The following is a 20,922-nucleotide window of genomic DNA, read 5'->3' as shown; positions in this document are numbered from 1 at the left end:
CGGCAGCAGTTGTAAGCTGCACAGCAAAGTGAACCGGGGTTGAGACAGAGCATCTGCGGCGTGCCCGCAGCCAACCCCCCAAGTAACCGGATGTGTTGATGGGCAAAGCCCCGGTCAACCAGTCGTGAGACTGCCTAAAAATTGATCCTGGGGCGCCGGTGCAGCCGACGCTCGACCTGAAAGCGGTGACCAATGGAAAATTGGACCACCCAAAATGAAAAGAATGTTGATCAACGCAACTCAATCCGAAGAGTTGCGTGTTGCCCTGGTTGATGGGCAACGTCTATACGACCTGGATATTGAAGCACCAGGCCACGAGCAGAAAAAAGCCAATATCTACAAGGGTAAAATCACCCGCGTAGAGCCCTCTCTGGAAGCCGCCTTCGTGGACTACGGCTCAGAGCGTCACGGCTTCCTCCCCCTGAAAGAGATCGCCCGCGAGTACTTCCCCGAAGGCTACTCCTTCCAAGGTCGCCCCAACATCAAAGAGGTGATTAAAGAGGGTCAGGAAGTGATCGTTCAGGTGGACAAAGAGGAGCGTGGCAGCAAGGGCGCCGCCCTGACCACCTTCATCAGCCTGGCTGGCAGCTACCTGGTTCTGATGCCCAACAACCCTCGTGCCGGCGGCATCTCCCGCCGCATCGAAGGTGATGAGCGGACCGAACTCAAGGATGCCCTGAGCCAGCTGACCGTGCCCCAGGGCATGGGCCTCATCGTTCGCACTGCCGGCGTCGGCAAAGCCGCCGAAGAGCTGGAGTGGGATCTCAAGGTTCTGCTGAACCACTGGGACAAGATCCAGGAGGTTTCACAATCCCGCGCCGCACCATTCCTGATTCATCAGGAAAGCAACGTGATTGTGCGCGCCATTCGTGACTACCTGCGCCGTGACATCGGTGAAATCCTGGTGGATCACCCCCGCATCTACGACGAAGCGATTCAGCACATCAACCTGGTGCGCCCCGACTACGTCAGCCGTGTTAAACAGTACAAGGCCGAAGTGCCGCTGTTTACCCACTACCAGATTGAAAGCCAGATCGAATCTGCCTTCCAGCGTGAAGTTCGACTGCCCTCCGGTGGCTCCATCGTTATCGATCCAACCGAGGCACTGACCGCCATCGACATCAACTCCGCCCGGGCAACCAAGGGTGGCGATATCGAAGAGACCGCGCTGCAGACCAACCTGGAAGCCGCCGATGAGATCGCCCGCCAGCTGCGCCTGCGTGACCTGGGTGGCCTGGTGGTTATCGACTTTATCGACATGGGCCCAGTGCGCCATCAGCGAGAGGTGGAAAACCGCCTGCGTGACGCCGTCCGTCAGGACCGCGCCCGCGTACAGATCGGTCGCATCTCCCGCTTCGGCCTGATGGAGATGTCCCGTCAGCGTCTGCGCCCCTCCCTGGGTGAGTCCTCCGCACACATCTGCCCCCGCTGTAGCGGACAGGGTGTGGTGCGCGGCACCGAGTCCCTGGCTCTGTCCATCCTCCGCCTGATGGAGGAGGAAGCGATCAAGGACAACACCGCCCAGATCGAGGCCCAAGTGCCCACCGACGTGGCCGCCTTCCTGCTGAACGAAAAGCGCAAAGCGATTCGCATCATCGAGGAGCGTCACAAGGTTGAGGTGTACGTGATTCCTCATCCTCACATGGAGACCCCACACTACACCGTGGCGCGTCACCGTAAGGATGACACCATCACCGAAGCCAGTTACAAGATTGCCGAAGCGCCAGAGCCGGTCCTCTACGAGCCGCGCAAACTGGAGAAGCAGGTTGCTGACCGTCCCGCCATTCGTGCCATGGAGGCGCCTAAGCCTGAAGAGCTGAAGCTGCAGTCCAAGGCGAAGCAGGAGAACGCCAAGCCTCAACCTAAGAAGGACAGAAAGCCTAAGGTTGAAGAGGAGAAGCCCTCCCTGCTGACCAAGCTGGCCGGTGCCCTTAAGTCCCTGTTCGGCGGCGAAGAGGAGCAACCGAAGCAGGAAGACAAGAAGGAATCCCGTGACGGCAAGCGCGGTGACCGCCGCCGTAACGACCGTCGTCGTGGCGAGCGCGGTGACCGCAAAGAGCGTGGCGACCGTAAAGAGCGCGGCGAACGAGGTGATCGCAAAGAGCGCGGTGACCGCAAAGAGCGTGGCGACCGTAAAGAGCGTGGCGAGCGCCAGGAGCGCGGCGAGCGCCAGGAGCGCGGCGAGCGTCAGGAGCGCGGCGAGCGTCAGGAGCGTGGCGAACGTCAGGAGCGTGGCGAGCGTAAAGACCGCCGTCGCCGTGATGACCGTCGCGACGAGCAGAAGTCTCAGGAGAGACAGGAGCGTCGTCAGTCCGAACAGCAGGCCCGCTCTGAAGACAAGCAGGAGCAGCCTAGCCGTCAGCGTCGTCGCCGCAAGGATCTCGAACCCGAAGCCACCGAAGCCGCCGAAGCTGGTGAAGCCCAGGAGTCTCCCAAGCAGGAGAAGCGTGAGCGCGAAGTGGTGAAGGAGCGTCGTCAACGCCGCAAGATGGACAAATCTGTTCGCCTGGGCGCCGAAGGTCGCGACAGCGCCCCCGCCGCCAAGGCTGAAGAGACCGCCCCGGTTGCCGAGGAAGCGCCAAAAGTTGTTGATGCTCAGGTCGCTGAGGTCGTCGCCACCGAAGTCCCTGCGGAAACCAAGGTCGATGCCAAGCCTAAGGCTCAGGAAGGCATGGAGGCCAAGGCCGACGAGGTTCAGACAGAGGAAGGCGAGAACGACGAAGAGGGCGAGCGTGAAAACAATCGCCGCAGCCGCCGCAGCCCACGCCACCTGCGTGCCGCCGGCCAGCGCCGTCGTCGCAAGCGCGATGATGACAATGGTGAAGGCGAAGCGGACTCAGCCGATCTGGAAGCAGAAGCTCAGAAGGATCCTGTGACCGCCCGCTACCCGGAAGCCACTGAGATGGCCGAAGAGACACAGCTGGAGATGTTCGACGGCCAGGCAGACGCTCCGGAAGGCGAATCTGACGAGAAGGCGGAAGCCCCTAAGCCTCGCCGCAGCCGTCAACCTCGCAGTCGTAAACCGAAGTCCGACAAGGCCGAAGCCAAGAGCAGCGAAGCTGCCGAGCCTAAGGCGGTAGAGGCTGAGGAAGCCGACGTGCCCACGGCCGTAGACGCCCAAGCCGCCGAGCCTAAGGCCGTAGACGCCCAAGCCGCCGAGCCTAAGGCCGTAGACGCCCAAGCCGCCGAGCCTAAGGCCGTAGACGCCCAAGCCGCCGAGCCCAAGGCCGTAGACGCCAAAGCCGCCGAGCCCAAGGCCGTAGACGCCAAAGCCGCCGAGCCCAAGGCCGTGGAAGCCCAAGCCGCCGAGCCCAAGGCGGTGGAAGCCCAAGCCGCCGAGCCTAAGCCTAAGCCTAAGGCCGTAGACGCCAAAGCCGCCGAGCCTAAGGCGGTGGAAGCCCAAGCCGCCGAGCCCAAGGCCGTGGAAGCCCAAGCCGCCGAGCCCAAGGCGGTGGAAGCCCAAGCCGCCGAGCCTAAGACTGCTGGCAGCCGCTTTGCCAAAGCTGCGTTCTCGCAGGCCGCCACCCCAGAGGTTGAGGTTCCGGAATTTGAACCTGTGGTTGTGCCTAAGAGTGAAGAGGCCAAGGTGGAAGCCAAGCCGAACGACTTTGCTCAAAGCCGCTACCGCTTCTCCTCCAACGCCGGCATGACCAAGCCGACCGACGCAGAGTAAGCGAAGCGACAAGAAAAACCGGCAGCCCAGTCTGCCGGTTTTTTTATGCCCGTACCGAATCGTTCACCGGGCCGGGAGTGTGTGCGCCTCTGCCGCTTTTTATCAGGAATCGGGGCCAAAATGTGCCGTGGGTAACATCCTGATAAAAATCCTTTACGAGCACTGAACTTAGGCTATTAGAGTGAATACTAACAAGGTAGTTAACCGGTTTTAGGAGTGATTCTTGATGAATCCCATCAGAGGCCTGCTTTTAGGTCTGCTACTTATTTTCCTCTCTCCTCTGAGCCAGGCCGCCGATGCGGACTGGTTTACCCATGACAGTGCCGGGGAGCCCAGAGTCACCCTCTACTTCTTCTGGTCTGAAACCTGCCCTCACTGCGCCGAAGCCCACCCCTTCATCGAAGATAAACTGCTGGCTCAGTACCCCTGGATCGATCTCAAGGACTACAAAGTCCAGGATGCAGGCACCCGCAGCCACTGGCAGAAGGTGGCCAAGCTGACCGGCACCGAGCCCACTTCGGTGCCCTTTATGGCGGTGTGTGGCACCCCCATTGTCGGCTACACCAGCGAGCAGACCACGGGCCAGTTCCTGGAAAACCAATTGCGTGCCTGTTACCAGCGCTTGGGTGGCAGCCTCAGCGGCATTGCCCCAGTGGCCAGCGACAGCGTCGACATGAACGCCCCGCTCGACCTGGGCGCCCAGTGTGGCGATGGCGAGGATGGTACCTGTGGCATCACCGACATGAATGCCCCTGCGGTTCAGCCTGTCGAGTTGCCCTTCATCGGGGTGGTCAATCCTGAGAAACTCTCTCTGCCCGCCCTGACCGTGGTGCTGGCCGGTGTGGATGCCTTCAACCCCTGCGCCTTCTTTGTGTTGCTGTTCCTGCTGAGCGTAATGGTGAATGCCAAGAGCCGCGGCCGCATGCTGATTGTTGGCGGCATCTTCGTCTTCTTCTCAGGGCTGATCTACTTCCTGTTCATGACCGCTTGGCTCAACCTGTTCCAACTGCTGGGCGATGGTTCCGACGGCGGCTGGATCATTCTGGCGGCGGGGATACTGGCCATTGTGGCCGGCGTCATCAACGTCAAGGAGTTCTTCCTGCAGCGTGGAGAGATCTCCCTCTCCATGTCAGCAGAGAACCGAACCGGCCTGATCAAACGCATGGGCAAACTTTCCAGTGCGTCCAGCCTGGCGGCGATGATCGTCGGCTCCACCGTACTGGCGATCCTGGCCAATGCCTACGAACTGCTGTGCACTGCCGGTTTCCCGATGATCTACACCAGCGTGCTCTCCATGCACGATATGGCTGAGAGCACCCGCTACATGTACCTGGTGATGTACAACGTGGTGTATGTGATCCCTCTGGCGGCCATTGTGACCGTGTTCGCCCTGACCATGGGCAAGCGCAAGCTGACCGAGAAGGAGGGCCAGACCCTGAAGCTGATGTCCGGCGTGATGATGCTCTCCCTGGGCGGTACCCTGGCGGTCAACCCCAACGCACTTCAGAGCCCGGTGGTGGCCATCGGCATGATTCTGGTGGCCATACTGGTCACCGCCGTCATCGTGCCCATCAAGCGCCGCTGGGAGCGGAAACAAGCGTAAGGGCGTGATGGCCTTTCGACCCGACACCAAAAAGCCGGCTCTGAGAGCCGGCTTTTTCATGCTTTATGCCCCCTTAAGCCAGGGAGTTAGCGGGCCAGCCGCGCTATCCAGCTGTCCGCCGCCTGCTCCAGCAGGTCGAGCACCAGTTCGAAGCCATCGCTACCGCCGTAATAGGGGTCCGGCACCTCCCCGGACTGGACGATCATGGCCAGTTTGTAGGTTAGATGGGCCGGGCAGCGAGCCTTCAGATCCCGCATGTTGCTGCCATCGGCGGCCAAAATCAGGTCAAACTGCTCGAAATCCTCGTCGGTGACCCGCCGTGCACGCATGCCTGAGAAGTTATAGCCTCGCTGTCGCCCGGCGGCGGCAGAGCGCCTGTCCGGCTGCTCTCCGGCGTGGTAGGCATCGGTTCCGGCGGAATCCAGCACCAGCGGCAAGCCAGCGGACTCAAACCGGTGGCGGAACACCGCCTCCGCCGTTGGGGAGCGGCAAATGTTGCCAAGGCAGACAAAAAGTACAGAGGAAACAGTTTTGTAATTCATAAGGCTTATCTAAGTCGAATCTGCGGTAACGACCTCAGCCTATCAGAAGCCCGAAAAGACGGCGAGTCCGCTAAGCGGCACCAGTTCAGCCCCACTCAGTGAAAATGCAGATCCGCATCGATCTCTTCATCGGTGATCGATCCGGGCACATCGAAGCGCCAGCGGACCAGCCACACCCACCCCAGAGCCAGAGCCAATACGAAAACCAGTGTCAGGATAAAATGGATGATTGCGGTAACAAGGGTTGAAGATACAGACATGACCACCTCTCCAGTATCGATGACCTTGCCCCGCAGCAGGGTATTCTCCCCGACCCCATTGAGTCCGGCCGGCAGAAGACCTGCTGCACAGGCCCATTGCTTCATACCTAGAGGGTAATCCGAAATTTTAGGCATTTCCGCCTAATTATTGTTCACCCCTGACGTTGCCCGCGCTGAAATGGGCCAGAATGCCTGGTCGATGGCGGTGCTGGCCCGATTCAGGTCCGGGTCGCGGTCCAGTAGACGAATGCGACGATGGGAACGATCAGCAGCAGCTGCCCCAAGATATCCTGGGTGAATAAGACATGAGTGATGTAATACCAGTCCATGAGTACCTCCTGTACAGAGAAGGCAGGGAGGGAGGTTGACCAACTCGTCGGACGCCCCCTTGCACTGTGGAGTTGGCCCTTTAAGTATAGTCCCTGTTGTCTGGTGTTGTCGGCAGCTTACCCCTAGTTTACTGATAATGCGCGGGAAAAAGGGGGCATCTGACCGAAGTCAGACACCCCCTGGCTCCAGGGTCAGGATTGAAGCTTGAATCTGTCTACCAGGCCGCTCAGCTGCTGGTTGGCCGAGGCCAGGTTGCGGGCGCTGTTGGCCACCATTTCACCATTGTCACTGAGCTCCATGGCCATGGACTGGAGGGAGTGCACATTTTTGCTGATCTCGTCGCTGACGGCGCTCTGCTGGCGTGCCGCCTGATCGATGCGGCCACTGAACTGGTCGATATCGCCAATGACATTGCCCATCTGTTCCAGGCTGAGAGTCACCCGTTCGGTGTTTTCCGCCACCAGGGTGCAGCTGTGCCGGGTGTTGTGAACCATGGCGACCGCATCGCCGGCACTCCGAGTCAGCTGGGTGATGATCTGATTGATCTCGGCGGTGCTTCCCTGGGTTCGGGAAGCCAGGTTACGCACCTCATCGGCCACCACGGCAAATCCCCGTCCCTGCTCCCCCGCCCTGGCCGCTTCGATGGCCGCATTGAGCGCCAGCAGGTTGGTCTGCTCAGCGATCTCGCCTATCACCCCCAGTACCGAGGCGATCTTCTGGGTATCCTGGTTCATGGAGTCAATGCCGCCCGCCGCCTGTTCCATCTCCCCTATCAGCGCCCTGACGCTGTCCGAGGCCTGCTTGACGGTCGTCCGGGACTCCTGAGCCTGACCTGTGGCCGAACGGGTCATGGCAGAGGTGTCTGCCGCTCCCTCAGCCACGGTATCGGCACTGGCACTGACCTGGGTGATGGCGGTGGCCGCCAGGGAGGTCTCCCTGGCATGGCGCTCCAGCGCCTGGCTGTTACGCTGGGTCTGGTTGTCCAGCTCAGCCAGGGATTGGGTGATGTGATCACTGGTCTGTTTCACCTGCAGCATCATCCCCTGCAGATTTTCCACAAACTGATTGAACGCCTTGCGAATGGCCCCAAGCTCATCTTCGGTCTTGACCTCCAGCCTGGCGGTCAAGTCCGCATCTCCGGTACACAGGTTTTCGATTCTGGCCTGGAGATCCCGCATCTCAGCGATGATCTTGTTCAGCAGAAACACCGACAGCGCCATGGTCAACACCAGCAGTACCAGAGAATAGCTGATGCTCTTTAGCACCTCGGCACTGAACAGTTCCGCCATCGCCCCGCTCAGCCCCTGCTCGATGTCGGTCACCTCATGCTCGAACGCGCCGGTGACGATGATCCAGTCCCAACGGGGGAACACCGACCGGGCATAGGTAATGCGAGGTTCACGCTCGCCCGTTGAAGGGTTGGGTTCCAGGGTCTTGAGTACCGTTTCTGCGCGACCGGTCAGTGCCTGAGTCACCGCCTGGGTTGCCGGGGATACCGCCCCCACCAGGGCCGGATCCGGATGGGCGAGAATCTTCCCCTCACGATCCTGAATCCAGAAATAACCGAACTCCCCGAACCTGGACTCCGCCACCGCGGTCAACACCGACTCTCTGGCCGAGGTTTTCAGGGTGCTCAGATATTCGCCGGTGCCTATCACCAAATTCAGGGGTTCAAAGTAGAAGGAGGCGGACAGCTTCTCCTCCACCAGGCCGGTGGCCGGATTGGTAAAGAAGTAGCTGGCAAATCCAATCTTACTGCTGCGTGCGGATGCCACGATGTCTCGGGCGTAAAAGTTGCCCTTCTCATCCTGGGCATCCCTCGAGTTGCCCACCGCCACCTCGCCATTTCCCGAGGCTTCGTTGGCCAAAGAGTCTGCATCGTAGGCAAAGAGGTAACGACCCTCTCCCCAGCGGTACTCATTGATGAAGGTATAGAGCAGCATCATCTCATCGTCGGTCAGGTTGTTTTCATACATCCTTTCCACCGAGTCACGCACCGACGCCAGTTCCCTGGCCAGGGCCTGCCGAATCTCCTGCTCTTCCGTAGCCCGGTAGGCAACTCCCACCCCCCGGACCAGAGTCTCCACCTGTCCCGCCAGATTATCCCGAATCAGCCCCTCGACCCGTGCGGAGACCTGCTGCTGCTGCTGATCCAGCACTTTGGATTCAATCCAATACAGGTTGGCACCGAAGAAGCTGCTGACAGCCAACAGCACTCCGGCAATGAGAATGGCCAATTTCCAGCGAATGGTGAGGGTCATCAGGGGCTCCAGCCAACCTTCTAGTTAAGGTACATCTAATATAGCTGGAGACAATATTTCAATATCTGCAAAGAGGATTTTCACCAGTTGTGGGGGCACTCCTGTTTTGAGAGGCTGCCGAATAAATTTTGGCCGCCTGCACCCCGGGTTCTGTTAGGAAGATCACACTGAAAATCAAACGAGTTCAACTCACTAAATCAGTGCGGTCTGAAGCTGTTTCATCAGCCCCTCTCCGCCCTGTTGATCGACGTAATCGAGCAGTATCTGGCTGAAACTGGCTACCATCTCCGGCGAAAGTCCCAGGGAGGCGAAGGCATCATTCAGTCCCATCAGGGCACCACCGCTCTGCCCCAGAACCGTGCCGAGCAAACCCGAGGTTCCGTTGCCCTCCCCCGCCTTTGACAGCAGATCGCCCCCCACTTGCATCAGGCCATCCATTCCGGGCAGCACCTGAGACAGCTGACCCAGGGTTTCCGGCGCCAGGTTGGGTTCAGCAGTGGCCAACAGGGCACCGATTCCGCCACTGGCCTGCTCTTGAGAGACCCCCAGTTGGGAGGTCACCAGGCCCAGCAGATCATCCATCGCCTGGGCCGGTGAGCATACGCAGAGCAGAGACAGTAACAGAGGGGCAAACAGCTTCAACATGGGAGACTCCAAATGGCCAATGTTCATCAAGCATAGACCAGAGAACTGCTGGCCACTGCCTATTTAGGGGTAGCGTACGCCCTCCTACCCAGGTGGGGCTTACAGCCATTGATTCAGGGCATTCACCAGGGCTTCCCTGTGGATCGGTTTGTGCAGCACCGCATCCATGCCCGCATCCAGGCACATGCGGTGCGCCTCGGCGGTGGTGGTGGCGGTCAGTGCCAGAATCGGCATCCGGCATCCTCTGCGGCGCAGCGCCTCGGTGGCGGAATACCCATCCATCTCCGGCATACTGCAATCCATCAGAATCAGGTCAAATGAGTGGGCACTGGCCTGCTTGAGCGCCTCCCTGCCGTTTTCCACTATGGTCACTCGACACCCCTGACGCTCCAGCATCATCCGCACGACCAGTTGATTGGCCTTGGTGTCTTCGGCCACCAGGATGTTGCCGCTTTTGTGAATGGACTGCTGCTCACGCTCGGTGCTCTGCCGCGGGCAGCTCTCCAGATTCAGAGTGAAGTGGAAACGGCAGCCCTCCCCCGGGTGGCTCTCCACCTGCAGTTCACCACCGAGACGCCTCACCAGCTTTTGGCTGATGGACAGCCCCAGGCCGGTGCCACTGCCCTCCCCCTTCTGCTGGGAGAAGGGTTCAAACAGCCGCCCCATGAATTCGGCGTTGATCCCGGGCCCGCTGTCAGTCACCGAGGTGGTCACCTCAGCCCCCGAGTCGGACAAGGCCCCCTTGAGTCCAAGGATCACGCCGCCGGACTCGGTATGGTTGATGGCGTTACCCAGCAGATTGAGTAACACCTGCCGATAGCGGCTGGGATCGAGTTTGACCGACTCGGGCAGCCTGCCCTCCAGGCGGTAATCCAGCTCCAAGCCCTTATCCGCCGCCAGGGGCCGGACAATCTCCAGAGTATCCCGGCACAACTGATGCAGGTCGGTGGCCTTATCGTTCAGACAGAACTGGTCGGATTCGATCTTGTTGTAGTCCAGAACATCGTTGATAAGGGCCAGCAGACTCTGACCGGACTGAGTCAGAACCCGGAGTAATTGGCGCTGTTCACTCTCCAGATTGGTGGAAGCCAACAGGTCGGCACACCCCAATACCCCGTTCATCGGGGTGCGCAGCTCATGGGTCACCATGGCCAGGAACCGGGAGCGCAGGTTGGACATCCTGTGGGTCTCCTGCTCCGCCAGTTTCAACTGGGTAAAAGCCAGCCAGTTGTCATAGAAGGCGTTGAGCAAAGAACACAAATCCCGCAACAGAGACTGCTGAATCTCCTGCCAGCTCAATTCACCGTCAAAAAGCACCACCAGGCGTACCCCGGTGTCCACCGACTGATGGCCACGAAGGTAACCGGACTCTCGGAGCATCGCCTCGCCACTGGCCAGGGGGCCGCTCTGACGCTTGGGCCAGGGGCCGTTGTACAGACTGGGCCACCCCAGAGTACGGCCGCGGCCCCACTCCAGCCCCACCCACTGGGCATCGAGCAAAAGACCCAGGCGATTGAGACACTCTCGGATGGCATCGAAAGGGGCCACGACGTTACAGCCTAGCAACTCCCGGCTGACGCCGAGCAGGTAGGTGTCATACCTCTGCCGCAGGCGAATCTCACCGGCCTGCTGCTGATTCACCGCCTCCAGTCGCTGATTGGCCTGATAGAGCTCCAGACTCTTGCTTTCCAGCAACGCCTCCGCCTCCTCTCGGGCCTGGCGCTCCCTCTGATAGCGTTTCTGCCAGATCTCCGACATCAGTTCACCTGCTTGGTTAGCCTGAAGGCGACCCGTGTCTTACGTTCACCACTGAGATCTTCCATCTCTATCTCCACCCGCTCCTTGAAGTGATCACAACAGTGGGCAATCAGACCGTGGGCTACGTCGGCCAGGCCTCGCTCAGAGTTGTAGATCACTTCCATGTAACCGCTGTCGGTGTGGGGAAACTCGAAGGTAGGTACCTGTGCATGGGCGTGGATCTTTTTTACCTGGGTGTGGATCTCGTTCTCCACCACCTGAAGAAACTCAAAACTCTCGTGACAATCCGCCAGTCGCTGTGGGTAGAGGGTCACCAATCGGGGGAAGAGGTGATAACCGTAGGTATAGAGCAGTTCGGGGACGGGCTTGCCCACCAGGTCGCTGAGGGTCACCACCAGCTGCACCATCTCCTGGTGGTCATAATTGCCTACGCGGGTGTAGGCCCCGCCGCTGGCAGGCGAAACCCGCTCCAGCATCGCTTCGGTAACGTCCGGGCCGAAAGCGTTGTCGACTAGGTCCAAAAACTCCGTAAAAATAATACCTTGCATCTTGCCTCCCTGGCATGGAGATAGGCTCTGAAAATAAGCTTAGACCATTACTCTTCCTTAAGCCTATCCGCAAAGCGCTGATAAATAGAGGCAACTTTAGGAGAGATCACCACCTGGCAATAGGGCTGACCGCCGTGACGTTCGTAATACTCCTGATGCCCCTCCTCGGCGGCATAGAAGGGCGCATCATCGGTGATTTCGGTCACTATGGGGGCGGCGAACAGGCCGGACGCATCCAGCCGACCGACAAAGGCCTCGACCTTTTGCCTCTGCGTCGGATCATTGCACAGCACAATGGAGCGGTACTGGGTACCCACATCCGCGCCCTGACGATTCAGTGTGGTGGGGTCGTGGGCGGCAAAAAACAGCTCCAGCAGGGAATCCAGATCCACCAGGGCAGTGTCATAGCGGATGCGCACCACCTCGGCGTGACCGGTGCCGCCACCGCACACCGCCTGATAGCTGGGGTTCTCACTCTGACCACCGGCGTAGCCGCTCTGAACCGAGAGGACGCCATTGACCCGACGAAACACCGCTTCGATGCACCAAAAACAGCCTCCACCCAGGGTGAGGGTGTCGATGCCGGATGCCTGTTGAGGCTCGAAGGCCAGGCTCAGGGAGTTGACACAGTGACGCTCGTTGGCTGGGGTCAGCCTCTCTCCGCGAAAGACATGGCCCAGATGCCCGCCGCAGGCGCTGCAGAGTATCTCGGTGCGCCGGCCATCGGCATCCACCTGCTCGGTCACCGCCCCGGTCACCGGGGTCTCAAACGCCGGCCAGCCACACCCGGCATCAAACTTACCGTCGCTGTGGTAGAGGCGAGCCCCACAATCTCGGCACAGGTAATGCCCGTCACTGCTGTGATTGAGAAACCGGCCACTGAAGGGGGCCTCGGTCCCCTTATGGTGAAGCACCTGCTGTTCATCCGAGGTCAGAGGACGCTTGGGCATAGACTCTCCTAAGATTCAGCAAAGATCACCGCGCCCTAGTGGGCTTCCAGGCGCCAGCCAGCTGATTGCATGCAGATGGCAAAGCGATCATTGAAATTTGCCTGACTGTCATCGGTACGGCTGTTACATCTGTCCCGATCGGCCATAAAGGCCTGGCTGTCCTTGGTGTCGTGCACCCAGGTGGCATCGGGTTGTCCACAGCCACTGAGCAACAACACACCACATAATCCCAAAAATCCAAGTCGCATAGCAGTTTTCCTTTTCCAGTATTGGTCGTCACTGACCCTCAACCATAGTACGTCAAAGTTGACCGGCTGGGCACCGTCTCAAGACCCTCGCTGACTGCGGTTGCATCACCGCCATCACCGTGCCAAACTTCCGCCCGCAATTTTAGGAGTCCATTATGTCAACAGAGATCTACAAAGAGTTCTACTTTGAAGCGGCCCATAGGCTGCCCCATGTGCCTGAGGGCCATAAATGTGGCAGGCTGCATGGCCATTCTTTCCTGGCCAGGATCTATATCCAGGGAGACGTGGACGCCCACACCGGCTGGATCATGGACTTCGGCGATCTGAAAGCGGCCTTTAAGCCCATCTACGATCGCCTGGATCACCACTACCTGAACGATATCCCTGGGCTTGAGAACCCCACCAGCGAAGTCTTGGCCCGCTGGATCTGGGAGGAGCTCAAGCCCACTCTTCCGGAGCTCTCCATGGTGGAGATTAAGGAGACCTGCACCGCAGGTTGCCGCTACCGGGGAGAGTAACCCACAAAAAAAGCAGCCAGTTGGCTGCTTTTTTTCTTTGGCCTGCCGAGGAGTTTGACATCGACCTGGCCGAGGTGTTCTCCGGCAATTGCTCGGAATTACCTCATGGGCAATTCGACATTGGCGAACATCTCATCCACCTGCTGCTGATCGCGAAGCAGCTGCGCCTTCTCCACCCGCTCACGAGTGAGATGAGGTGCAAAACGCTCCATGAACTCATACATATAACTGCGCAGGAAACTGCCCTTTCTGAAACCGATCTTGGTGGTGTTGGGCTCGAACAGGTCGCTGGCATCCACCACCACCAGGTCGCTGTCCTCCATCTCATCCAAGGCCATGGTGGCCATGACACCCACGCCCAGGCCCAGACGCACATAGGTCTTCAGCACGTCGGCACTGGTGGCGGAAAACACCACTCGGGGCTCCAGCCCCTGGGCGTTGAACGCCTTCTCCAGGGCGCTGCTGCGATTGAAGCCGAACACATAGGTCACCAGGGGGTACTGGGCCACATCCGCCAGGGTCACCCGGCTGGCCGAGGCCAGGGGGTGATCACGGCGGAACACGATGGAGCGATTCCAGTGATAACAGGGCAACATCAGCAGATCGTGATACATGTGCATCCCCTCGGTGGCGATGGCAAAATCGGCATCACCGCGCACCGCCATCTCACAGATCTGATCCGGTGTGCCCTGATGCATATGCAGGTTGACCTGGGGATAACGCTCGATAAAGCCTTTGATCACCTCCGGCAGCGCATAGCGGGCCTGGGTGTGGGTGGTGGCAATCACCAGATCGCCACGATCCGGTTGGGTGTACTCCCGGGCCACCTTCTTGATGCTCTCCACCTTACCCAGCACCTCGGAGGCGATGTCGATCACCTGCTGGCCGGCAGGGGTCACATGGGTCAGGTGTTTGCCACTGCGCCCAAAGATCTGGATCCCCAGTTCATCCTCCAGCATCCGCACCTGCTTGCTGATCCCCGGCTGAGAGGTATACAGGCTTTCCGCGGTGGCAGAAACATTGAGGTTGTTGTTGAGGACTTCTACGATATAGCGCAACTGTTGCAGCTTCATGGGCTTCCCGACTATCTGAGCCTATTAATTCCTATTAGTTATAGCCAAAAGGCTTTTTGACATCAATCGGAATATGGTGTGACCTCCCATGACGGGATGCACATCAATCGACAATAGTGTAGGATTGACAAAAATTCTAACTCTCTGCTAAAGCATGTCATTTTTCGCCGTCGTCGTTATGGTCGTGGTTGCCCTGCTGGTGATCATCGCCATCAATCTGGTTTATCAACATCACGAAGCCAAAGAAGCCCAGCGACGCAAGGAGCTGGCGAGACAGCGCGCCGTCATTGAAGAGACCGAAGAGATCCTCTCCCAGGCTGCCCTCATCCCCATGAGCAACGCCCTGCTGCAGACCCTGAATACCCGGATCCTCGATGCCCTGAACCAGTCCAAACAACTGGCTGGCGGCAGCAGTGAGTTTGACTCCCGCATCAGCCACACCGTTGCCCAGCTTTCCGCCCTGGAAGCGGGCCAGCTGGGCCAGGAGAGCATCGACCTGTTCCAGTTGCCCAGCAACGAAAAGCAGACCCTGGTGCTGATCCAGACACTGAAGAAGCTGAAACCCGTGTTGCGCAATGAGCACAACAAGGGACGCATGGCCGCAGAGGTGTTTACCGATGAAGAACTCAAGGTAGACAAGCTGCAGCTTCGCATCCACATCGAAGTGTTGATGAACCGGGCCCGCAATCTGGTCAATGCCCGCCAGCATGGTTCCGCCAAGATGCTGCTCTCCAAGATCACCCTGGCCCTGAACAACCAGGTGTTGGCCGGCCCGGACTACCGGGCGCGCATGCTGGCAAAGACCAATGAGCTGCTGCAGGTGATTGAGGGCTCCAGGGAGGATCTCAGCAAGCAGAACAAGCCCAAGGATGACCTTGACGAGCTGTTCCAGCCGAAGAAGAAATGGTAAGACGGGGCCCTGCGGGGCCCTTTTCTCTTCCCCCCCGATTCCAGATTGGGATCCCCATTCCAAAATCATCACCCCTCCTTGCCGGTAGCCAGCCCCGGGAGTAGCATGGCCCTGCCTTCGGGCAACTATTCTCAGGGCGGGGTGAAATTCCCCACCGGCGGTATGTCCCTTGCAGGGATGAGCCCGCGAGCGCCTGCCATTAGGCAGGGTCAGCAGATCTGGTGAGACGCCAGAGCCGACGGTGACAGTCCGGATGAAAGAGGATAGGCGTAACAGCCCTTTCATAGGGACAGTACGTCCGCACGGCGGTGGTTCCACTGCCTGCCGGGTCGTGGCCGCTTGCCACGACCTAATCCTGATGCCCTGATTCTGGTAACTAACGTATTTTTAAGGACCTACCATGAATCAGTCTCTACTTATCGGAACTCCCCACTCCCGTGTGGAAGCGGCCATTGACGCGCTGAAACAGGGCCAGGGCATCATCCTGGTGGATGATGAGGACAGGGAGAACGAAGGCGATGTCATCTTCGCCGCCGAAACCATCACCAAGGAGCAGATGGCTCTGCTTATCCGCCACGGCTCCGGCATTGTCTGCCTGTGCCTGACCCCGGAACGGGTTGAGCAACTGGCCCTGCCGGCGATGGTGACGGACAACAACAGCCGCAACCAGACCGCCTTCACCGTTTCCATCGAGGCCAAGGTCGGCGTGAGCACCGGCGTCTCCGCCTCCGACCGGGCGGTCACGGTGCGCACCGCGGTCGCAGACGGCGCCCGCCCCGAAGACCTGGCCCGTCCAGGGCATGTGTTCCCCCTGCGTGCCCAACCGGGAGGCGTCCTCTCCCGCCGCGGCCACACCGAGGGCTCGGTGGACCTGGCCCGTCTGGCCGGCCTGTCACCGGCGGCGGTGATCTGCGAACTGAACCACGACGATGGCGAGATGATGCGCCTGCCGGCCCTGGCCGAGTTCGCCAAAGCCCGTCAGATGCCTCTGCTGACCATTGAGGATTTGGTGGCATACAGACTCCAACAGGAACGTCAAAGCGCCTGAGAATGCCTCTGAGGCGCTTTCAGACACAAAAAAGCCCGCTGACTGCAGCGGGCTTTTTCATTTCTCGTTGATTAACGCGGTGTTCAGGCCTTCTTCTTGGCGGTCGCACGCTTTTTGGCCTGCTCCTCGACCCATTTGCCATCGATGTACTTGGCGGTCCAGCCGGTGGCCTTGCCGTTGACCTCGGTGGCCACGTACTGCTCCTTGGTCTTACGGCTGAACTTCACCACCGCCAGGTTACCGTCGCCATCTTTGGCGGGAGCCTCGGTCAGGTAGTGGAACTTGGGTGAGATGCGCTCTTTGAAGCGAACCAGCTCCTCCACCTTGGGCGCACGGGTTTCACGGCTCTTGGGGAAGGTGCTGGCCGCGAGGAACAGTCCGGCGGCGCCGTCACGCAGCACGAAGTGAGCGTCGGACTTCTCGCAAGCCAGCTCGGGCAGCTGCACCGGATCCTCTTTCGGCGGCGCCACCTCACCACTCTTGAGCAGCTTACGGGTGTTCTTGCAGTTCTCGGTGTTGGTGCAGGCGAAGTACTTGCCGAAACGGCCGTTCTTCAGCTCCATGTCGGCACCGCAGCGGTCACACTCGATGATGGGGCCGTCGTAGCCCTTGATCTTGAAGCTGCCCTTCTCCACCTCGTAGCCGCTGCAGCTTGGGTTGTTACCACACACGTGCAGCTTACGCTGTTCGTCGATGAGGTAGCTGTCCATGGCGGTGCCACACTTGGGGCAACGACGCTTGTGACGCAGGGCTTCGGTTTCCAGGTCCTCGCCTTCGAGCACCGCCACCGCCTCCTCACCGGGAGTGAGGTTGATGGTGGTCTTACAACGCTCTTTGGGCGGCAAGCTGTAGCCGCTGCACCCCAGGAACACGCCTGTGGTGGCGGTACGAATGCCCATGGGACGCTCACAGGTGGGACAGGGGATGTCGGTCAGCACCATCTCGTTGCCCACCATGCCGCCCTCGTCGGCGGGCAGGCCGGCCTGGTCCAGGCGCTGGGTAAAGCCGCCGTAGAACTCGTTGAGCACCTGTTTCCAGTCGCGCTGGTCGTCGGCAATCTTATCCAGGGTCTGCTCCATCTCCGCGGTAAAGTCGTAGTTGAGCAGGTCGGTGAAGTTCTGCACCAGACGGTCGGTAACGATCTCGCCCATCTTCTCGGCGAAGAACCGGCGGTTCTCCACCTTCACATAACCCCGGTCCACGATGGTGGAGATGATGGAAGCGTAGGTGGAGGGACGGCCGATGCCGCGCTTCTCCAGCTCCTTCACCAGAGAGGCTTCGTTGAAGCGCGCCGGTGGCTTGGTGAAGTGCTGACGCGGGTCCAGCTCCTTCAGGCTGAGGCTGTCCCCCACCTTGACCGGGGGCAGGATCAGGTCCTCTTCGCCCTTGCGTCGCAGCGGCGGCTGAACCGCGGTCCAACCGTCGAAACGCATGATGCGGCCCTTGGCCTTGAGCTCATAGTCACCGGCGGTCACCGTCAGGGTGGTGGCGTCGTAGCGGGCCTCGGTCATCTGACAGGCGACAAACTGGCGCCAGATAAGGTCATACAGACGTTCTGCGTCGCGCTCCATGCTGGAGAGGCCGTCAGCCTTGACGGTGACGTCGGAGGGGCGAATCGCCTCGTGCGCCTCCTGGGCGCCCTCCTTGCTGCCGTACACCTTGGGGGCTTCGGGCAGGTAGGCGTCGCCGTGCCATTGCTGGATGTAATCACGGCAGTTGGCCACCGCCTCCTTGGAGAGGTTGGTGGAGTCGGTACGCATGTAAGTGATGTAACCGGCTTCATACAGGCGCTGAGCCAGGGTCATGGTCTTCTTCACCCCGAAGCCCAGGCGGGTGCTGGCCGCCTGCTGCAGGGTGGAGGTGATAAAGGGTGCCTGGGGACGGCTCTTGCTGGGCTTGTCCTCACGGCCGGCCACGGTGTAACCCGCCGCCTTCAGGGCCGCCACGGCGGTCATCGCCTCAGTCTCGTTGCCCAGCTCCAGCTTGTTGCCCTGGAAACGGGCCACCTGCATCCGCAGGGCATCGCCGGAGGCGGAGCTCAAGTCGGCGTGCAGGTCCCAGAACTCCTCGGGAACGAAGGCGCGAATCTCACGCTCACGCTCCACCAGCAGGCGCACCGCCACGGACTGAACCCGGCCGGCAGACAGGCCTCGGCCAATCTTCTTCCACAGCAGAGGCGACACCATGAAGCCCACCACCCGGTCGAGGAAACGACGGGCCTGCTGAGCGTTGACCCTGGCCTGGTTCAACTCCAGTGGGTGGGCAAAGGCTTCCTTGATGGCGCCCTTGGTGATCTCGTTGAACACCACCCGACGGTAGCGGCTGTCATCACCGCCAATCACCTGCTGCAGGTGCCAGGCGATCGCTTCCCCTTCGCGGTCCAAATCCGTTGCGAGATAGACGTGGTCCGCCTTGGCGGCCAGGGTCTGAAGCTCTTTGACCACCTTCTCCTTGCCAGGCAGGACCTGGTAGTTGGCCTTCCAGTCGTGTTCGGGGTCGATGCCCATGCGGGCAATCAGTCCCTGATACTCTCGCTCGCGCTTATAGGCGGCTTTGGCCTCTGGGGCCATCTTACGCACTTCCGCGGCACTCTTGGCCGGGGCTGCTGACTCAGATTGACTGGCAGAGGTGGGCAGGTCACGGATGTGCCCCACCGAGGATTTCACGATGAAGTCTTTGCCGAGATATTTGTTAATGGTCTTCGCCTTGGCGGGCGACTCCACAATTACCAGTGATTTAGCCATGGCGGGGGTTAGGACACCTGTCTGCAAGCGGTTTATACAAAGTGGCTCCATATATAGAGGGAAGACCTGTCAGTTTCAAGCCTTGAGCCCCAAGGAAGCCATCAGTTAGTCGAAATTTGTCCAATCGAGAAAATTTTTGGGACTAGATTCGCATATAAAAAAATTACTAATGCAATGAGAGAGGCAACGCAAGTAATAGTTATGCAAATGTTACTTTCGGGCGACAGTTCCCCCCTTGTCCATCACAGTTTGCGCCTTATACTGTTGACTTTCTTCATCTGCTTGTTCAGCCCTCCCCGGAGACCAGGCAGAGAGGTTTAACTATAAATAAGTAAAGGAATTTTCATGCGCGCTTTTGAAGCCAACTTCGATGGCCTGGTAGGCCCCACCCACAACTATGCCGGCCTCTCCTTTGGCAACGTTGCCTCCCAGTCCAACGCTCAGGCGGTTTCAAATCCCAGGGCCGCAGCCCTGCAGGGACTGGACAAGATGCTCTCTGTCCAGCAGCTGGGCATGGTGCAAGGGGTGCTGGCGCCCCAGCAGCGCCCCGACATCCACACCCTGAAGCAGTTAGGCTTCTCCGGCAGTGACGGGGAGATCCTGCAAAAAGCCTTCGACACGGCGCCACACCTGCTGATGGCCTGCTACTCCGCCTCCAGCATGTGGACCGCCAACGCCGCCACCGTCTCCCCCAGCGCCGACAGCGCCGACGGCAAGGTGCACTTCACACCGGCGAATCTGGTGAACAAGTTCCACCGCGCCATCGAGCATGGGGTCACCGGACGCATCCTCAGGGCCACCTTTGCCGACCCACAGAGGTTTGCCCATCACGATGCCCTGCCCTGCCACGAGATGTTCGGCGACGAGGGCGCCGCCAACCACACCCGCCTGTGCCGGGATTATGGCCAGCCAGGGGTGCAGCTGTTTGTCTATGGTCAGCACGGTTCGGATGCCACCGCCCCCAAGCCCAGCCTCTATCCCGCCCGTCAGACCCTGGAAGCCAGCCAGGCGGTGGCGAGGCTGCACCGGCTGACTGACGACAACACCGTCTTTATCCAGCAGAACCCCGATGTCATCGACCAGGGGGTATTCCACAACGATGTGATCGCCGTAGGCAACCACAACGTGCTGTTCTACCATGAGCAGGCTTTCCTGGAGACAGCGTCCAAGCTGGAAGAGGTGCGCCGTAAGTTTGGCGAGGGTGAACTGCATTTCATCCGGGTGCCCACCGAGGCGGTCAGCATCGACAATGCGGTAAGAAGCTACCTGTTCAATACCCAGATCCTTACCCTGCCCAGCGGAGAGATGGTGATCATCGCCCCCACAGAGTGCCAGGAGAATGCCCAGGTGGCCGCCTACCTGCAGAGCCTGGTGGCCGACGACAACCCCATCGCCAAGGTACACTTCTTCAACGTCAAGCAGAGCATGCAAAATGGGGGTGGCCCCGCCTGCCTGCGCCTGAGGGTGGCGATGAACGAGCAGGAACTGGCCGGGGTGAATCAGGCCACCCTGATCAATGACACCAGCCACGCCAGCCTGCGCGCCTGGGTCAGTAAGCACTATCGCGACCAGCTGACCCTGGATGATCTGCGTGACCCGTCGCTGCTGAACGAATCCCTCACCGCCCTGGATGAGCTGACCCAGCTGCTGAAGCTGGGCAGCGTCTACCCCTTCCAGCGGGGATAACCCTTGATTCTGGGCCCCGGAAGGAGCCCAGTGCCTTTGCTGGCACCTCTCTGTGCCACAGGGGCGGTGTTGCCCTTCGCTGCCCCTACCCTGCCGCTCAGGGGTATTCTGGGCTGCAGACACAA

16 protein-coding genes and 1 riboswitch are annotated in these 20,922 nt (G+C 59.9%); of the genes, 6 read left to right on the top strand and 10 right to left on the bottom strand.

All coding sequences use genetic code 11. The annotated features are described in order from the left end of the window. Positions 1-214: 214 nt before the first annotated feature. The gene (gene rne / locus G505_RS0106485) at positions 215-3,673 is read left to right on the top strand and encodes a ribonuclease E (protein ID WP_028108836.1); all 3,459 of its coding nucleotides are present in this window, start codon (positions 215-217) and stop codon (positions 3,671-3,673) included. Between the two features lie 226 nt (positions 3,674-3,899). Then, on the top strand, positions 3,900-5,276 hold the full coding sequence (locus G505_RS0106480; protein WP_028108835.1) for a cytochrome c biosynthesis protein: 1,377 nt from the start codon (positions 3,900-3,902) through the stop codon (positions 5,274-5,276). A gap of 86 nt (positions 5,277-5,362) precedes the next feature. On the opposite strand, the gene G505_RS0106475 is transcribed toward G505_RS0106480, so the two are convergent. From G505_RS0106475 to G505_RS0106435, 8 genes are all read right to left on the bottom strand, one after another. Beyond that, complete coding sequence (locus G505_RS0106475) at positions 5,363-5,818, bottom strand: low molecular weight protein-tyrosine-phosphatase (RefSeq protein ID WP_035385142.1); 456 nt, start codon at positions 5,816-5,818, stop codon at positions 5,363-5,365. A gap of 95 nt (positions 5,819-5,913) precedes the next feature. Continuing rightward, entirely contained in the window at positions 5,914-6,183 is a 270-nt protein-coding gene (locus tag G505_RS0106470) for a hypothetical protein (RefSeq protein WP_028108833.1), read from the bottom strand. Positions 6,184-6,599: 416 nt separating this feature from the next. Further along, positions 6,600-8,669 carry a methyl-accepting chemotaxis protein gene (locus G505_RS0106460; protein WP_028108832.1) on the bottom strand — a complete coding sequence of 690 codons (2,070 nt, stop codon included), beginning with the start codon at positions 8,667-8,669 and terminating at the stop codon, positions 6,600-6,602. Between the two features lie 192 nt (positions 8,670-8,861). Beyond that, complete coding sequence (locus tag G505_RS20755; RefSeq protein ID WP_051215939.1) at positions 8,862-9,314, bottom strand: DUF2780 domain-containing protein; 453 nt, start codon at positions 9,312-9,314, stop codon at positions 8,862-8,864. Positions 9,315-9,413: 99 nt separating this feature from the next. Beyond that, a complete protein-coding gene (locus tag G505_RS22355; protein WP_051215938.1) occupies positions 9,414-11,072 on the bottom strand; it encodes a hybrid sensor histidine kinase/response regulator in 1,659 nt (552 codons plus the stop codon). After that, complete coding sequence (locus tag G505_RS0106445) at positions 11,072-11,620, bottom strand: heme NO-binding domain-containing protein (RefSeq protein WP_028108831.1); 549 nt, start codon at positions 11,618-11,620, stop codon at positions 11,072-11,074. Before G505_RS0106445 ends, G505_RS22355 begins: the two co-directional genes overlap by 1 nt. A 47-nt stretch (positions 11,621-11,667) precedes the next feature. Further along, complete coding sequence (locus tag G505_RS0106440; protein ID WP_028108830.1) at positions 11,668-12,570, bottom strand: bifunctional methionine sulfoxide reductase B/A protein; 903 nt, start codon at positions 12,568-12,570, stop codon at positions 11,668-11,670. A 35-nt stretch (positions 12,571-12,605) separates the two neighbouring features. Then, entirely contained in the window at positions 12,606-12,818 is a 213-nt protein-coding gene (locus G505_RS0106435; protein WP_028108829.1) for a hypothetical protein, read from the bottom strand. 155 nt (positions 12,819-12,973) lie between these two features. On the opposite strand from G505_RS0106435, the gene queD reads away from it, so the two are divergent. After that, entirely contained in the window at positions 12,974-13,336 is a 363-nt protein-coding gene (gene queD / locus G505_RS0106430; protein ID WP_028108828.1) for a 6-carboxytetrahydropterin synthase QueD, read from the top strand. A gap of 98 nt (positions 13,337-13,434) precedes the next feature. Here queD and cysB read toward each other — a convergent pair whose 3' ends face one another. Next, positions 13,435-14,409, bottom strand: coding sequence for an HTH-type transcriptional regulator CysB (gene cysB, locus G505_RS0106425; protein ID WP_028108827.1), 975 nt, complete (start codon positions 14,407-14,409; stop codon positions 13,435-13,437). 154 nt (positions 14,410-14,563) lie between these two features. Between cysB and G505_RS0106420 the strand changes: the two genes are divergently transcribed. Both G505_RS0106420 and ribB read left to right on the top strand, forming a co-directional pair. Then, positions 14,564-15,319, top strand: coding sequence for a hypothetical protein (locus G505_RS0106420; protein WP_028108826.1), 756 nt, complete (start codon positions 14,564-14,566; stop codon positions 15,317-15,319). A 123-nt stretch (positions 15,320-15,442) separates the two neighbouring features. Further along, a riboswitch (FMN riboswitch) is annotated at positions 15,443-15,588 on the top strand. Between the two features lie 131 nt (positions 15,589-15,719). Next, complete coding sequence (gene ribB, locus G505_RS0106415; protein WP_028108825.1) at positions 15,720-16,367, top strand: 3,4-dihydroxy-2-butanone-4-phosphate synthase; 648 nt, start codon at positions 15,720-15,722, stop codon at positions 16,365-16,367. Between the two features lie 83 nt (positions 16,368-16,450). Here ribB and topA read toward each other — a convergent pair whose 3' ends face one another. Further along, complete coding sequence (gene topA, locus G505_RS0106410; RefSeq protein ID WP_028108824.1) at positions 16,451-19,111, bottom strand: type I DNA topoisomerase; 2,661 nt, start codon at positions 19,109-19,111, stop codon at positions 16,451-16,453. 345 nt (positions 19,112-19,456) lie between these two features. Here topA and astB point away from each other — a divergent pair, with 345 nt between their 5' ends. After that, complete coding sequence (astB, locus tag G505_RS0106405) at positions 19,457-20,797, top strand: N-succinylarginine dihydrolase (protein WP_028108823.1); 1,341 nt, start codon at positions 19,457-19,459, stop codon at positions 20,795-20,797. Positions 20,798-20,922: the final 125 nt, after the last annotated feature.

Origin of the sequence: Ferrimonas futtsuensis DSM 18154, assembly GCF_000422645.1 — a bacterium.
GTDB classification, from domain to species: Bacteria; Pseudomonadota; Gammaproteobacteria; order Enterobacterales; family Shewanellaceae; genus Ferrimonas; species Ferrimonas futtsuensis.
The sequence above is the reverse complement of the archived record's forward strand: the minus strand, read 5'-3'. Positions and strand labels throughout refer to the sequence as shown.